Source organism: Pollutimonas rozaliensis (assembly GCF_048751585.1).
GTDB lineage: Bacteria > Pseudomonadota > Gammaproteobacteria > Burkholderiales > Burkholderiaceae_B.
Genome location: NZ_JAZHOB010000001.1, coordinates 362889 through 377934 on the forward strand (window position 1 = coordinate 362889; position 15046 = coordinate 377934).

The window sequence follows — 15046 nt, forward strand, 5'->3', positions numbered from 1 at the left end:
AGATTATTCTTGTTGCCAACAGGCAATCTTGCGGATTTAATAGAATCTATTTCTATTAAATAAATATTTCAGAAACGAATTCTATTATTATGAAAAAAGAAAAAATACAAGGGAAAACCCTTGCTGAACCCGCCAAAAAAGAAGGTGTGGCGGCTGTGAATCGAGCCCTGCAAATTCTCGGGGCGTTTGAATCATCGGAAGACGGCCTTACTCTTTCCATGCTGGCGACCGAAACCGGGCTATATGAAAGCACTATCCTTCGCTTGCTGGAATCGCTGATATTGGCCGGCTTCGTCAAGCGCCTGGCGGATGGACGGTATGTCGTCGGACCCCGGGTGTTGATTCTTAGCGAGATGTACCGCAGGTCTTTCAACCTGGCCGATTACGTGCTGCCGCGCTTAAGACAATTGGTGTCTGTTTCAGGCGAATGCGCCGGATTGTATGTAAGAGAGGGCGATCAGCGGGTCTGCCTGCATCACGTACAACCGCATAGAGCGGTACGCCTGCACGTCGTCGAAGGGAAGCAGTTTTCGCTTGATGTCGGGGCCGCGGGCCATGTTATCCGCGCAATTGGCGAGGCGGCTCCGGGGGAACGCTACGAGACGATTCGCCGGCTGGGCTATGCGGTGACTAAGGGCGAGCGTGACCCGGAAAGCGCAGCGATTGCATGTCCCGTCTTTTCCAGAGGCACCGGGCTGCTGGGAGCCATCTCAGTCGTGATTCCGCTGTATCGCTTCAATGAAAGCATGGTCGAAGAGCTGGTTCCGGAAATGAAACGTACCGCCTTCGAGCTTTCGGAGGATCTTGGCGGAATTTCGCCCTATCGACCCTGAAAGGCTATCAGCTCCGCAAGCGCTGCCTGCTCGCCAAAACCAGGCCAATGCCGCCCAGCACGGCCGCGCAGGCAAGCATAAGACGCAGCGTCATGGCCTCGTTCAAGAAAGCCACGCCGGCCAGCGCGCTGAGTATCGGCACGGTCAATTGCACCGTGCTGGCCTTCAATACCGACAGATGCTTCATGACGTCGTACCAGATGGCGTAGCCCAGGCCGGAAGCCACCGCGCCCGACAATACGGCGTACAGCACGCCCAGCGCATCCCATTGCAGGGTGGCGATGAACGGCGCGGCGCAGATCAGGCTCAAGGGGACGGCCCGTGCAAAATTGCCGGCGGTTGTTGCAAGCGGGCTTGCGGCGTTCTTGCCCAAGAGGGAATACGCGCCCCATGCAATACCCGCGACGACCATGAGCGTGGCGCTACCGAGCGGCGGCGCGGCGCTGCCGGGCAGCAACAGGTAAACAAGCCCTCCAATGCTGATAAGCAAGCCCAACAGGGACAGCGCCGTCAGCCGCTCGCCTTTCGCCATGCCGTAAAGCAGCATGGTCAGTTGCACCGCGGCGAACAGCAATAATGCGCCGGTGCCTGCCTCCATGCCGACATAGGCCAGGGAGAAGGCGACCGCGTACAGGAACAAGGCGATGCTTCCCGGCCAATTGCCGGCCCGTTGAGCCGGAGTGCTGCGGAACCAGGCAAGCAAAGCCAATACCAGGGCTCCGCTGGCCAGCCTCAGCACGGTGAAGGCCAGGGGATCGATATGCCCTTCCTTTAGCGCCAGGCGGCAGAGTATGGAATTGCCGGCAAAGGCCAGCATGGTCAAGCACGTCAGCAGTGATACGCGCACAATTAAACCCCGCGGCCGCTGCGGCCCTTAGTGATCGGCTTCGTAGCCCAGCGCTTCGGATATCTGCGCCGCTGTGCGCAGCAAAATGGGTATCCATTCATCGCGCATGCGTTCGGCCGGAGCGGATATCGACAAGCCCGCCTGCAGCTTGCCGCTGTCATCGTATACGCCGGCCGCAATGCAGCGCACGCCCAATTCCAGCTCTTCGTTATCGCGCGAGTAGCCGTGGCGGCGAACCTGAGCCAGGTCGCGCTCAAGCTGGTCTGTTTGCGTGATGCTGTTGCGGGTGGTGCCCGCAAGGCCCGTACGCATGGCATAGGCCTTGACTTGGCGCGGATCGCTGACGGACAGGAATAATTTTCCGGTGGATGTAAGATGCAAAGGCGCCCGCCCCCCTATCGCGCGGACCACTTGCATGCCCGAGCGCTCGCTCCATGCCCGTTCTATGTAGACGATTTCATCGCCCTGCTGCAGCGATAGATTGATGGTCTGGCCCGTCAGCTTGTGGAGTTCGCGCATGGGCTCCAGGGCCACTTCCCGCACATTGAGCCGACCCTTGACCAACGATCCGAGCTCCAGCAGACGCATGCCCAACTGATACAAGCCGCTATCGACCCGCTCGACATAGCGGCCCACGACGAGATCGTTCAATATGCGGTGGGTGGTCGAGGTGTGCAGGCCCGTGGCGGCGGCCAGATCCTTCAGCGGCACCGGATCGGACCGTTTTGCCAATACGTCGAGCAGCGACATGGCGCGCTCGAGCACCTGGATGGCAATGGGTGAATCGTGGATGGCTGGAGTGCCGTTGAAGCCGGAGGGGAGCAAGGAGGATCGTGGCATAGTCTTAATTTTGACGCAACGCAACAATTCCATAATATGAAAAAAACCGTCGGCTTGGCAAGCCTTATTTTTCCGGGGGATTGAGCTGGCCTCCGACCCGGACGACTTCGGCGCGAAGATAAGCCAGGGCCTCAGCGGCGGCCTTGGGCTCGCCCTTTACACCCAGGTCGATATGCGGATGGCCGGTCTCGCCCATGCTGGGCAGGCTGAACGCCTTGATGCCCGGCCAACGCTTCTCCAGTTCCTCGAGGGCCGGCGTAATACGCGATTCAGGCAGCTTGAAAGCCAGGAAGGAATGCTCGATGCGGGTCACCGCGTGATGGAACTGGCGATAGCGCGTATCCAGCGTCCACTCCATCATGGGCCAGGCCATGACTGGAAAGCCCGGCATGAAAGTATGATTCCTGATGAAAAAGCCCGGAATCTTGTTATAGGGATTTGGCACGATTTCGGCGCCAACCGGAAACACGCCCATTTGCAAGCGCTGCTGATTCTCGGGCAAGGACATATCGCCGCTGCCTTGGCCGCGGCGTTCGTTGTCGGCGCAGCGCTCGGCGATAAGGCGGGCCGCTTCGGGGTGGAGCTCCAGTTCGACACCCAAAGCCTGCGCGGCGGCCTGGCGGGTCTGGTCATCGGGCGTGGCGCCTATGCCGCCGCAGCAGAACACCACGTCGTCGGTGGCGAAGCTGCGCGCCAGGGTCGCGGCAATGGTCTCGCGTTCGTCGGAAATGAATTCCGCGCCGCCCAGCTGCATGCCCCGCTGGGACAGCAGTTCGACCATTTTTGAAAAATGCTTGTCCTGGCGGCGACCCGACAGGATTTCGTCGCCAACAATGATCAACCGCAGTCTGGGTGCTGTCGCTACACTCATTTTCACGTCCTTTGCTTATTATTCCGTTTTGGGATCGATGACATTATGCGCCCGCAACTGCCGCAGCGCTTCCAGGCTGAAATGAGCGTACACCAGCGCGGAGAATACCGGCAGTACCAGCCAGGCGGGGGGAAACAGATTGATCAGCGACAGGACGAAGCCGATCAGCCAGAGCTGCCGATTATGCCTGCGCCATATCATGCGCCTTTCCTGGGCGCTGGCGTGCTCGATGACCGCATCGACCCGCAGCATGCGGGTGAACGCGAACGTCCACCAGAAAATGGGGAGCAGCACCGGCATCGGAGGCACCAGCCACAAGGGCATGGTTGCGAGCCAGCCGATGGCGAACAGCCCGCCTACCCATATCGCGTTCCAGGCGCCCACCGTCGTGGAAAACTGGCCCTGGCGCGAAATGCCCTGGTATTCGCGCTTTTCCAGGTGCCGCAACACGATGGGCATGACGAAGACGGCCGCAATGATCAGTCCAAGTATGCCGGACAGCGGCAACAGTATGGCCACGGCCAGCAGGGGAATGAGATAAAGCTTGATCGAGAACAGGCCCACCGCCAACAACCACTGATCGACTTCGTTGACGATTTCCCAATCGGCGGCCTGCATGTTCAGCCAGCCGGTCAGGGGAGTCCAGAATGCCCAAAGCAATATAATGGCCCCCAGCAGCGCAATGATGAAAGGCAGGAACAGCGCCGCCAGCATTTTGGGATGGCACTGTGAAACCAGGGCGCGCTTGAAGGCCAGGCCTACAGCCGACAGTCCTGTCGGCCCCGACGATAGTGGGCGCAATGCAAGCTTGGAATCGCTCATAAGTAACCTTGAAATAACGACACGACTATCATAGTCAAACCGGATGCCATTTGTCTCTATGCCAGTGTTCGACCCCATACATGATAAACACACTTTGCTGGACCGCCTGCGGCAAGGCGGCGGCCTTGCCGTGGCCTGCTATTGCGCCGCATGGTGCGATACCTGCTCGGAATACCGCCCGCAATTCCAGGCGCTGGCCGACAAATGGCCGGCACATGTGTTTATATGGATAGATATTGAAGAGAGTCCCGATCTGCTCGGCGACGAGGATGTCGAAAATTTTCCGACCATCCTGATTCAGAATCCTGAAGGGAATCTGTTTTTTGGCACGATGCTGCCTCACATCGGCCATCTGGATCGCTTGATACGCAGCCTTGAAGGAGATTCGCCCGTTTCCGCGAACGGACCCGGGCCGCTGCATGAGCTGCTAGCGTCCGCCGCCCAATAGCACGCCCACCGACCTCTTGCCGCTGGTGGAGGCCGCCTTGGGTTTGGCGGTCTCGGCCATGCCGGACGAGGCGGATGGGACGTAAGGCTTGAAGAAAAAATCATCCACCGGCTTGGAGGCAGCGCCGCCCGGCGTGTAGCCGCGACGCTCTCCCCGCCCGGATGCGGGCGCGGCGCGGCGCGGCATGGCCGGCAGCGCCAGTTGGCCACGGGGAATCTTGGCTTTAATGAGCTTTTCGATATCGAGCAGATAACGCTCTTCCTCGGGTGTGAAAAACGCGATCGCCTCGCCCTTATTGCCCGCCCGGCCGGTGCGGCCGATGCGGTGCACGTAATCTTCCGCGTTATAGGGAAGGTCGTAATTGATGACGCAAGGCACGCCGGCCACATCCAGGCCGCGCGCGGCCACGTCGGTCGCGACCAGGACTTCAAGCTCGCCGGCCTTGAACGCATCCAGCGCCTTCATGCGGTCCAGCTGGCTTTTATCGCCATGTATCGATTCAGCCTTCACGCCATCGCGCACCAGTTCACGCGCCAGTCGGCCCGTGCCTATCTTGGTGTTCGAAAAAACGATGACCTGGTTGAAGCCGCGCGATTTCACCAGATGCACAACCGCGGCGCGTTTTTCATTGCCGGCCAGCGGATAGGCGATTTGCGTCACGGTATCCGCCGTGGCGTTGCGCGCGGCCACTTCGATTTCGACCGGATTCGTCAGGAAGCTGCGTGCCAGCTTGCGGATCTCGTTGCTGAACGTGGCCGAAAAAAGCAGGCCCTGGCGCTTGGCCGGGAGCAGGCGCACGATGCGGTCCAGATCGGGCAGGAAGCCCATGTCCAGCATGCGGTCGGCTTCATCCAGCACCAGTATGCCCACCTGGCTCAGGTTCACATTCTTCTGCTCGATGTGATCGAGCAGGCGGCCCGGGGTGGCGATCAGGATTTCGCATCCGCGCCGCAAGGCATCGCGCTGAGGACCGATATCCACGCCGCCGAACACGACGGCCGAACGCAAGGGCGTCGACTTGCTATAGGTGGAGACACTAGCCGCTACCTGGTCGGCAAGTTCGCGCGTCGGCGTCAGGATCAGGGCGCGCACAGGATGGCGCGCCGGAGAGGCGCTGGTATTGGCGAACTGCATCAGCCGATGAAGAATGGGCAGCGTGAACGCCGCCGTCTTGCCCGTGCCCGTTTGCGCGGCCCCCATGACATCGCGGCCGTCCATGACGATGGGCATGGCCTGGGCCTGGATTGGCGTAGGGGTGGTGTATCCGGTTTCGGCGACCGCCAAAAGAATGCTGGGATGCAGGCCGAAGCTGGAGAAAGTGACGGCAGGGGTATCGGTATGTGTGGGTGTAGTGTCTGTCATTGAAAATGGTTTGCGCCCGAATCGGGAAAACCCCGTCCGCGGCTCTTGTAACCGGGGTATTTTAGCGCAGCATGGGGTGCATGCCCCGGTTGACGGCCCCGGCCCAGCCCATGGCGGGCATAAAAGCATCAAAGTGTCGTTAAAAGCATACGATTTGCGGGCTATTGCGCAAGCTGTCCCAAGCCGGCCCGGCCACAGTCCTAAAAAAGGGCTTTCAACAGCCAGTAGGCCATCATTCCGCCCACGATGATGAGCACGGTGCTGCGCGTACGCCAGAAGATCAGGATGGCGATCAGTGCGGCAACCACCTTGATGTCCAGCACGGGGCCGACACCCGCCCGCCAGGGCAACAGTTCGGGCACGACGATGGCGATCAGCGCGGCCGTCGGCGCATAACGCAAGGCGCGCCTGACCGATTCGCTCAGGGGGAAATAATCGCCGAACAGAAAATAGCCGGCGCGCGTCAGAAAACTGCACAGGGTCAGCAGTCCGATGACTCCCAGGATGTACAAGTCGTAGTCCAGGTCGCCCGTCATGCGCCTCTCCTGCGTGCCTTGCGCGCCATTCTTTTTTCGGTCAGCACGCCCGCGGCCACTCCGCCGACCACGGCGGCGGCCAGGCCCATCCGCAAGGGCAGGGGCTGGCCCAGCCAGGCAATGACGCCCGCCACGATCAGGCACATCGCCATGGGGCGCGTCTTGACCAGCGGGATGATGATGGCCATGAGCGCCAGGATCGCGGCGAACTCCAGGGACCAGCTGGCCGGAACGAAGGAGCCGAGGAAAACGCCCAGCAATGAAAACGCGTTCCATCCCACCCAGCCAGGAATGATGATGCCCAGAAAATACCAAAGTTGCTCGGAGCTGCCCTTTATCTTGCTGTCGCCGTAGCGGGCCATGAACAACACAAACGAAATATCGCTGGACAGGTAGCCCAGCACCAGGCGCCTGGGCCACCGCATATGGCGGAAATAAGGATGCAGCGCCGCGCCGAAGATAAGGAAACGGACATTCACCACCATGCCGGCGGCGAAAATCAGCCAGAGCGGCGCCGATGACTCGATCAGCGGCAAGGATGTCAATTGCGCCGACCCGGCAAAAACGGTCAGCGTCATCAAGGTGGCCATGCTTTCGGTGAGCCCCGACTTGACCAGGGCAATGCCCGTCACGAAACCCCAGGTGGAGGTCGCGATCAGTGCGGGAATAACATCGACGAAGCCTGCGCTGAAGCTGTGTCTCCTGGAGGCATCCGGCCACCACGAAGGAATTCTGTACTGCGCCACCACCCTGCCGCCTTGCAAGAAAAGCGGGTATTGTAAGGCCGTCGCCCTTGGTACAATCGAAGCCACATCTTTGGGAGAGCGTTATGTCGATGTCCGATCGCGATGGTTTTATCTGGTATGACGGCAAGCTCGTGCCTTGGCGCGATGCGACGACACACGTGCTGACCCACTCCCTGCATTATGGCCTGGCGGTCTTCGAAGGAGTGCGCGCCTATCACACCGATATCGGCACCGCTATCTTCCGCCTTCAGGACCACACCCGGCGCCTGTTCAATTCGGCGCACATCTACCAAATGGACATTCCCTACGACCAGGACGCCATCAATGCCGCCCAGTTGCAGGTGGTGCGCGAGAACGCGCTGGAGTCCTGCTACATCCGCCCCCTGGCCTTCTACGGCTCCGAAAAAATGGGGGTCTCGCCCAAAGGCGCAACGGTTCATGTGGCCATAGCCGCCTGGCCCTGGGGCGCCTATCTGGGCGAAGAAGCCCTGCAACAGGGCATACGGGTAAAGATCTCTTCCTATGCGCGCCAGCATGTCAACGTGACCATGCCGCGGGCCAAGCTGGCCAGCACCTACGCCAACTCCATCCTGGCCAACAACGAGGCGCTGGAACACGGCTACGATGAGGCCATCTTGCTGGATACCGAGGGCTTCGTGGCCGAGGGCTCCGGCGAGAACATCTTCATCGTCAAGGACGGCGTCCTGTGCGAGCCTGAAATCGCCTCGGCCCTGACCGGCATCACCCGCTCGACCATCCATGCGCTGGCCGCCGACCTGGGCATACCCTTGCAGACCAAGCGCCTGACGCGCGACGATCTGTACATTGCGGACGAAGCCTTCTTCACCGGCACCGCCGCCGAGGTCACGCCCATCCGCGAAATCGACCGCCGCAGCATAGGGTCGGGCAGCCGCGGCCCCATCACCGAAAAATTGCAGAAAGCGTTCTTCGACGTCGTCAACGGCAAGAATGCCAAGTACCATCACTGGCTGACCCAAGCCTAGAACCATCGACCATCCCGCGAACAGACTCTTTTCCAGGACCCAACCATGAGCAGCGCCCCGACATCCGCCGTCCCCAAGGACGAGACCATTTTTGTTGAAGCCAAGGATTTGCCCCTGTACTGCCCCGGGCCCAAAGCCCCTTTATGGAGCATGCACCCGCGCATCTACATTGAAGTGGTCAAGACGGGCAAGGCAGTCTGCCAGTATTGCGGCGCCTCCTATCAGTTGAAAGAAGGCGAAAAGGTCCACGGGCATTAAGGCCTGGCGGCGCCAGGCCCTCCAAGCACCTCTAGCCGCGGCATCGCGCCGCAACTTCCCTATGGTTTCCCGTCTATGTTTACAACGCCACAAGAGGCCGAGCAAGCGTTCTACGAAGCGCTGCGACAAGCCGATCTGAACCTGATGATGCGCGTCTGGTCGGACGACGAGGAAGTCGTCTGCATCCATCCCGGAGGCATGCGCACCATTGGACACGACGCCATGCAAAGCGCCTGGCAGCAGATCTTCGCCAACGGCCCGGTGACGATCCATCCCATACGGCCCATGATCATGACCAGCGTCATGAACTCGATACATGTATTGATCGAACAAATCACCGTCGCCACCGCGCAGGGCGAAAAGTCCGCGCACTGCTATACGACCAATATCTTCAGCAAGGGTCCCGCCGGCTGGAAAATGATCCTGCACCATGCTTCGCACGCACCGCAGGACGCCGGACTGTTCGACTTGCAAGACCGGCCCGACACCCTACACTGAAGGCGGGCCGTGACAGCAAAGTTCGATACCTCTCCCTGCCCCACGCCCGCCTGGCTGCCTGGAGGCCACCTGCAAACCTTGTATGGCGCGCTGGCGGCGCGTTACCACCGCATCGCCTTCGTGCGCGAGCGCGTCGATACGCCGGACGGTGATTTCCTGGACTTCGACTGGACGGGCCCTGGGCTGTTCTCCGACCGCCTGGCGAACGGCCAGGCGGCGAAGCCCGACACCAGGCTTGCCCGGACCGCGGCCAGGCGCTGGATGCAGGATGACGACTGGGCGGGCACGCCCAGCGATGCCGGCACAAACGCGCTGGTAATGTTCCATGGCCTGGAAGGCAGCAGCCATAGCCATTACGCCCAGGCCATCGCCCAGCATTTCCGGGCCCGCGGCTGGATCGTCGTCATTGCGCATTTCCGCGGGTGCTCGGGTTTTCCCAACCGCATGGCGCGCGCCTATTATTCCGGGGACTCGGCGGACATCGATTTCATCCTGCGCACAGTGCGGCAGCGTGTGCCGGACGCGCGCTGGCACGCCGTGGGCGTTTCCATGGGCGGCAACGCCATGCTGAAATACATCGGTGAACAGGCGACGGAATTATCATGGCTTGCGGCCTGCGCCGCGGTCTCCGTTCCGCTGGATCTGGTCGCCTGCGGGACCTGTCTGTCGGAATCATGGCTGGGGAAAAAGCTGTATTCACGCTACTTCCTGAAGACGATGAAGATCAAGATGCAGGAAAAAGCCAAGCGATTTCCGGGCAATATCGATGTGCTGCGCATCAACCTGGCCAGAAGCCTGCGCGAGTTCGACGACCTGTATACCGCCCCCATGCATGGCTACAAGAACGCGCTGGACTACTGGACCAGGGCCTCCAGCAAGCCGCATCTGAAAACCATCGCCATACCCACCTTGCTGCTCAATGCGCGCAACGATCCCTTCATTCCCGAGCCATCGCTGCCCGGATCGCAAGACTGTTCATCTTCCGTCTTGCTGCACCAGCCGGCGGAAGGCGGCCATGTCGGATTCGTGACCAGCCCGTTTCCGGGCCATATAGGCTGGCTGCCTATGCGGCTGGCGCGCTTCTTCGAAATGGGAACATAGATAAATGGGCCAGGCCCTGGACCCATGGCCTAGGAAGACTTGAAGCGTTCCAGCAGTTCGCGATCCGCTTTCAGGCGTTCCTTCAGTGTGCGAATCTGCACATCGAGCTCGGATTGCACGTAGAAATCCTTGCTCATGCCGCGCGCCTGCTGCAGTTGCTCAACCGCCGTCGGCAAGGCGCCGGTCAATTCGTAATAAGAAGCCATGGTGCGCCGTGCCGCAACCTTCCGCCCCAGGCGCTCCTGGCTTTGCGCCTGCAATTGATATAGGCGCGGCAATTCCGGCCACTGCTTGATCCGCTCCGCCAGGAAAGCCACGGCGTCCGAATCCCGCCCGGTTTTCTGCATGGCATCGGCGCGGGCCAGGGCGATGCCCTGGCTGTCGGGCCAACGATCCCAGGCGGACTGGGCCAGCGCCAAAGCCTGTGCCTGGTCGCCCTGCCCCAGGGCCAGCGCAACGGATAAAGCGGCGATTTCGGGCGAGTTGCGGCCGCCTTCCCGGGCCTTTTCCAGCGCCCGCTGCGCCGACGCAAAATCTTTCTTCTGACTATCGGCATAGGCCAGGCCATACCACGCAGCCGATTGCTCCACGCCGCTGGTTTGCCGCGTATCCAGCTGCAGCTTCTCCACGGCCAGGCGCAATGCCTGCCCATCGCGCGCCTGCGCCACGCGCAGCTTGGCACGCACGTACCAGAAGGTATCGGTATCCTGATGATGCGTGGCGGGCAGCTCGCTGACGCGATTCTGTATATCGGACATGCGCTGTATGGACAGGGGATGGGTGCTGGTGTAGCCACCGCCGCCCGTGCCTTCGTTCAGCCTTGATGCATTGCTCAGCTGATTGAACATGCGCACCATGCCGCCCGGGTCGAAACCGGTCTTGCGCATCATTTCGAATCCGGCCCGGTCGGCTTCCTGCTCGGCCTGGCGGGAAAAGCCCAATTGCCGGTCGACGGCCGCGGCCTGGCCAAAAGCGGCCACGCCCATGGCCAGGTCGCCGCTGCCCGACAAAGCTGCCAGCAAGGCTGCCGCAAGAGCCGCCATCATGACGCCGCTGCTTTGCGAGCGCTGCGTCATGCCACGGGCGATATGCCGCTGGACGACGTGCCCGATTTCGTGCGCAACCACCGACGCCAATTCGGATTCACTTTGGGCGGACACCACCAAACCGCTATTGACGCCGATATAGCCGCCCGGCAGCGCGAAGGCATTGATCTGTGCATCGCGCACGCCGAATACCGTTATGGGCTGAGGGGTTCCGCCCGGAGCATGCGCCGCCAGCCGCCGTCCCATGGCGGTTAGGTACTGGCTGACGTCGGGATCGGCGATATAGGTGGGATCGCGCCGACCCTGCTCCATGATCGCGTCGCCCAGGGTGCGCTCCAGCGCTGGCGAGAGCTCGGCGGACGATGCGGAGCCCATGCTGGGAATTCCTATGGGCTGCGCCCCCGCCCGCAGCGGCCAGACCACCATGGATGCGGCCAGTCCGGCGCACAGGATACGGGAGCGGAGCATGTTTCGGAATGAATGTCTTGCGGCGGTCATGTGTCCGGAACGAAGGAAATCAGGTGGCGGAAATAATGGCGGCCTGTTTGGCCCGCCGGAGGTCCTGCTTGTTGGGTAAACGGTTGCGGGCCGACAAGCGCATGAGCGTAGCCAGCGCGAATAGCAGGCCGAACACCTCGACGAAGCCCGCCAGCACCCACATGGTGAGCCCGCCTATGGCCTGGTCGGTCACGGCCGTCATGCCGGGTATGGCGCGGCCGCAAAGGTCGAAGATGGGATAAAGGTCGTGCTCGGTGAAAGTGATGATGGCGCCGACCACCATTTGCGGAACCATGGTCACCACAGGCGAGATGATGCGGCCGCCTGGAGACAACACGGCGGGCGGGCTGGGCCGGCGATCCAGGATCAGGTTCCAGTACATGAAGCCGCTGATGACCACCGACCAGTTCATGAAGCGGTACAGGCGCCAGTCAAGCATGGAATAAAACTGCACCGTGGGAATCAGAAAGCCTATCACCAGCACCACGAACAGGAAAGGCACCAGAAACTTGTTGGTCAGAACCGCTATCAGGCCCCGGCCCGGGGCGCTGGCGCGGAAATCGCGCAAGCGCAAGCGCCAGGACATGGGCAGGCCGGCCCGCAAGACCTGCCCTGGATAGGCGCCCATGATCAGCAGCGGCCCAAGGTGATGCAGCACCAGGTGCTGGAGCCTATGGATGAAGAACATGCGCTCGGCGTAGTAGTCGATGCGGGTATGCAGCGACAGGTACAGAAACACCAGGCCCGTCCAGAAAAAAAACTGGCGCGCCTTGCTGACGCGATGAACCCGGGTTCCGCGCACGAACAGGCAAATGCCCACGAAGAACATCAGCAGCAGCGTTGGAGAAAATTCCCAAGGCGTAAGCCAATCGATCAAATTCATGGGGCAAAATCCAGTAAGCGCGAACGCCGTTAGTTTAAAGCAATATGGCGGCGATCACCCCATTGCACCTGATGCACGCCCGGAAACGAACTGAGCTGGCGCGCCTGTGACATCAGCACCGGGCGCAGCTCGGGCGGGCAATTGACGGTAACGCAGGCTCGGGCCAGCCCCTGTTGCTGAGCCCCGTCGACCGACATTGCCGCAACCCGCAGGCCGGCCGCCTCGAAATCAAGATAGATCTGCTTGCGGACGTCGGCCAGCACGTTATGCGGGCAAACCACCGTAAGCCGCGATACGCGGCTGGGGCTGCGGATGGGAGCCGACTGGACGCCGGCACGACGCAAAAACAAATTGAATAGACGCATAAAAACCCCCAATGCATTCATGCGCGCCGCGAACGCGGCGCAGGAAGCCCCCGCTACGCGAGCGACGGATTCAACACTTGAAAAACGACGGGAGTCTGAATGCCATGCATTCAATTCGACTGCCACGCCCTTGAAAAACCAGGGCGTGGCGGAAGCTGTGCTTGGTGTAGCCTGCTAGCTGCCTAGACGCGCCTGGTGATGGATGAGCCGATACAAGATCGGCCGCTACTATCGCCGGGGTCGGAATTCACCGCACAGCTCCTATAAAATGAACAACTTGCATTGTAACGTCCAAGACCACTAGGGACAACCCTTAGCGTACAAAACGCAGCATGACGAATACGGCAAACAACACATAAAGGCCGTCGACGCCGGCTAGAAAACGTAGCCGTCCAGCCAGCCCATCGCGGTATAGACATGCATCACGATCAGGGCGATGCCGAACATCAGGACCGTGCCGCCCAGGAAAGTGGTTGCGATGGCGGCCAGGACGGCGTTCCAGCCCGTGCGGGTGCTGCGGCCGGAACCCTGGTTGTACTTGGCGTCGAACCATTCGTCCGGCTTCAAGGCAAACACCAGGGCTTCGATATAACCTTCCGTGATGGGCACGATCAATATCAGAAAGGCGGGATTGTCCCACCATACCGGGTAGAACTGGGCCAACACGAGCATCGCCACGGAAAATGCCGTGAACATCCAGGCCTTGGGCCGGCCCACATACCACCAATGGGCGCCGAACACGCCCAGCAGGCAGGCCAGCCAAGCGGCGGCGGCCTTGCTTCGATGGCGGACCGGAGTGGTAAATTGCGTCATGAGCTGCCTTGTTGAATATTTCGGGACTGCAGGCCTCGAAACCGTACAATCTTGCGCATTGTAGTAGAGCGGGGAATACGCATGGATACGCCCACATACGATATCGCCATCAGCGGCGCCGGACCGGCGGGCAGCGCGCTGGCCCTGGCCCTGGCCAGAAAATCGCCCCGGCCCCGGCGGATTGCGCTGGTCGGCCCGCGCTTTGCCGTTTCCCGCGGTCCGGCGACCGAACCAAATGCGGCGATAGACCCGCGCACTCTGGCCCTGAACCATGGCAGCCGCGTACTGCTGGAACAGTTGGCCGCCTGGCCTTCGGCATCGGCGGATATCGCCACCGTTCATGTGTCCCAACGCGGCCGGCTTGGACGCACCCTGATCAGGCACGACGAACTGGAAGTCCCCCGGCTGGGAAGCGTGGTCGGCTACGACGACTTGCTATCCAGCCTGCATCGGGCGCTGCTGGACAGCGGCGTGGCCCTGATCGAGGCATCGCCCACGCTGACCCTGGCGGCCGGACAGGTTGAACTCGACTTGGGCGCAAGCCGGATTCGCAGCGCGCTGGCCGTCCAATCGGACGGCATCCGGCCGCAAGGGATTGAACGCCAGTACCGCCAGGACGCGGTACTGGCCACCGTCCGCTCCGCCCGGCCCAGACCGGGCTGGGCATTCGAGCGCTTCACCCGCAACGGCCCCCTGGCGATTTTGCCGCATCCCCACGGAGACGATCTGTACGGCGTGGTGTGGTGCTGCCCGCCGGCGGAGGCTGGGCGCATCCGTGCCCTGGATGACAAGGACTTCGCCGAAGCCCTTTACGGCATGTTCGGCAGCCGGCTGGGGCGATTTCAGCCCGTGGGCGACCGGCATGTGTTTCCCTTGAGCATGCATGCCGGCCCGTCGCTGATCAATGCCCGCTGCGTGGCCATTGGCAACGCAGCCCAAACCCTGCACCCGGTGGCGGGACAGGGCCTGAACCTGGGCTTGCGCGACGTGGCCCAGCTGACGCATGTGCTGGCACCCTGGCTGGCGCGGCCTGAAGCCGACCCGGCCGGCCTGCTGGCGCAATTTGCCCGACAGCGAAGGCCGGACCGCTGGCTGACCGCCGGCATCACCGATTTCCTGCCCAGGGTATTCGCCACGGGCAACCCCCTGGTCGACCATGCGGGCGGCCTGGCCCTGCTGACGCTCGATATCCTTCCCGCCTTGCGCGATCCTCTGGCCCGGCACCTGTTGCAGGGCCTGCGTAACTAAGCTTCCGGCCCGCCGGACCGGCGGGGG

At 61.6% G+C, this 15046-nt stretch carries 18 protein-coding genes; 7 read left to right on the forward strand and 11 right to left on the reverse strand.

From position 1 onward, the window contains the following. Positions 1-89: 89 nt before the first annotated feature. The gene (locus V0R37_RS01650; RefSeq protein ID WP_420372826.1) at positions 90-833 is read left to right on the forward strand and encodes an IclR family transcriptional regulator; all 744 of its coding nucleotides are present in this window, start codon (positions 90-92) and stop codon (positions 831-833) included. A gap of 7 nt (positions 834-840) precedes the next feature. Here V0R37_RS01650 and V0R37_RS01655 read toward each other — a convergent pair whose 3' ends face one another. From V0R37_RS01655 to V0R37_RS01670, 4 genes are all read right to left on the reverse strand, one after another. Further along, on the reverse strand, positions 841-1680 hold the full coding sequence (locus V0R37_RS01655; protein WP_420372827.1) for a DMT family transporter: 840 nt from the start codon (positions 1678-1680) through the stop codon (positions 841-843). 27 nt (positions 1681-1707) lie between these two features. Then, a complete protein-coding gene (locus V0R37_RS01660) occupies positions 1708-2520 on the reverse strand; it encodes an IclR family transcriptional regulator (protein ID WP_420372828.1) in 813 nt (270 codons plus the stop codon). Between the two features lie 64 nt (positions 2521-2584). Beyond that, positions 2585-3391 carry a competence/damage-inducible protein A gene (locus V0R37_RS01665; protein WP_420372829.1) on the reverse strand — a complete coding sequence of 269 codons (807 nt, stop codon included), beginning with the start codon at positions 3389-3391 and terminating at the stop codon, positions 2585-2587. Between the two features lie 18 nt (positions 3392-3409). After that, the gene (locus V0R37_RS01670) at positions 3410-4213 is read right to left on the reverse strand and encodes an EI24 domain-containing protein (protein ID WP_420372830.1); all 804 of its coding nucleotides are present in this window, start codon (positions 4211-4213) and stop codon (positions 3410-3412) included. 58 nt (positions 4214-4271) lie between these two features. Here V0R37_RS01670 and V0R37_RS01675 point away from each other — a divergent pair, with 58 nt between their 5' ends. Then, complete coding sequence (locus V0R37_RS01675; RefSeq protein WP_420372831.1) at positions 4272-4661, forward strand: thioredoxin family protein; 390 nt, start codon at positions 4272-4274, stop codon at positions 4659-4661. On the opposite strand, the gene V0R37_RS01680 is transcribed toward V0R37_RS01675, so the two are convergent. The 3 genes from V0R37_RS01680 to V0R37_RS01690 all read right to left on the reverse strand — a co-directional run bounded on the left by V0R37_RS01680 (position 4641) and on the right by V0R37_RS01690 (position 7305). Then, positions 4641-6023, reverse strand: coding sequence for a DEAD/DEAH box helicase (locus V0R37_RS01680; protein ID WP_420372832.1), 1383 nt, complete (start codon positions 6021-6023; stop codon positions 4641-4643). The genes V0R37_RS01675 and V0R37_RS01680 overlap by 21 nt on opposite strands. Before the next feature lie 200 nt (positions 6024-6223). Then, positions 6224-6559 (reverse strand): AzlD domain-containing protein, encoded by a 336-nt coding sequence (locus V0R37_RS01685; protein WP_420372833.1) that lies wholly within the window; start codon positions 6557-6559, stop codon positions 6224-6226. Next, complete coding sequence (locus V0R37_RS01690; protein WP_420372834.1) at positions 6556-7305, reverse strand: AzlC family ABC transporter permease; 750 nt, start codon at positions 7303-7305, stop codon at positions 6556-6558. The genes V0R37_RS01685 and V0R37_RS01690 overlap by 4 nt, the downstream gene beginning before the upstream one ends. Before the next feature lie 83 nt (positions 7306-7388). On the opposite strand from V0R37_RS01690, the gene V0R37_RS01695 reads away from it, so the two are divergent. The 4 genes from V0R37_RS01695 to V0R37_RS01710 all read left to right on the forward strand — a co-directional run bounded on the left by V0R37_RS01695 (position 7389) and on the right by V0R37_RS01710 (position 10166). Then, positions 7389-8309, forward strand: a complete 921-nt coding sequence (locus V0R37_RS01695; protein WP_420372835.1) for a branched-chain amino acid transaminase — start codon at positions 7389-7391, stop codon at positions 8307-8309. Positions 8310-8354: 45 nt separating this feature from the next. Further along, a complete protein-coding gene (locus V0R37_RS01700) occupies positions 8355-8567 on the forward strand; it encodes a zinc-finger domain-containing protein (protein WP_420372836.1) in 213 nt (70 codons plus the stop codon). Between the two features lie 75 nt (positions 8568-8642). Then, complete coding sequence (locus V0R37_RS01705; RefSeq protein ID WP_420372837.1) at positions 8643-9065, forward strand: YybH family protein; 423 nt, start codon at positions 8643-8645, stop codon at positions 9063-9065. 9 nt (positions 9066-9074) lie between these two features. Further along, positions 9075-10166 (forward strand): YheT family hydrolase, encoded by a 1092-nt coding sequence (locus V0R37_RS01710; protein WP_420372838.1) that lies wholly within the window; start codon positions 9075-9077, stop codon positions 10164-10166. 29 nt (positions 10167-10195) lie between these two features. Here V0R37_RS01710 and V0R37_RS01715 read toward each other — a convergent pair whose 3' ends face one another. The 4 genes from V0R37_RS01715 to V0R37_RS01730 all read right to left on the reverse strand — a co-directional run bounded on the left by V0R37_RS01715 (position 10196) and on the right by V0R37_RS01730 (position 13771). Then, the gene (locus V0R37_RS01715) at positions 10196-11680 is read right to left on the reverse strand and encodes a M48 family metalloprotease (protein WP_420372839.1); all 1485 of its coding nucleotides are present in this window, start codon (positions 11678-11680) and stop codon (positions 10196-10198) included. A 49-nt stretch (positions 11681-11729) separates the two neighbouring features. Then, on the reverse strand, positions 11730-12593 hold the full coding sequence (locus V0R37_RS01720) for a cytochrome c oxidase assembly protein (protein WP_420372840.1): 864 nt from the start codon (positions 12591-12593) through the stop codon (positions 11730-11732). Between the two features lie 29 nt (positions 12594-12622). Continuing rightward, a complete protein-coding gene (locus tag V0R37_RS01725) occupies positions 12623-12958 on the reverse strand; it encodes a hypothetical protein (protein WP_420372841.1) in 336 nt (111 codons plus the stop codon). Positions 12959-13333: 375 nt separating this feature from the next. After that, positions 13334-13771: an NINE protein gene (locus tag V0R37_RS01730; protein WP_420372842.1), complete on the reverse strand. Its 438-nt coding sequence runs from the start codon at positions 13769-13771 to the stop codon at positions 13334-13336. 81 nt (positions 13772-13852) lie between these two features. Between V0R37_RS01730 and V0R37_RS01735 the strand changes: the two genes are divergently transcribed. Continuing rightward, positions 13853-15019, forward strand: coding sequence for an FAD-dependent monooxygenase (locus V0R37_RS01735; RefSeq protein ID WP_420372843.1), 1167 nt, complete (start codon positions 13853-13855; stop codon positions 15017-15019). Positions 15020-15046 lie beyond the last annotated feature (27 nt).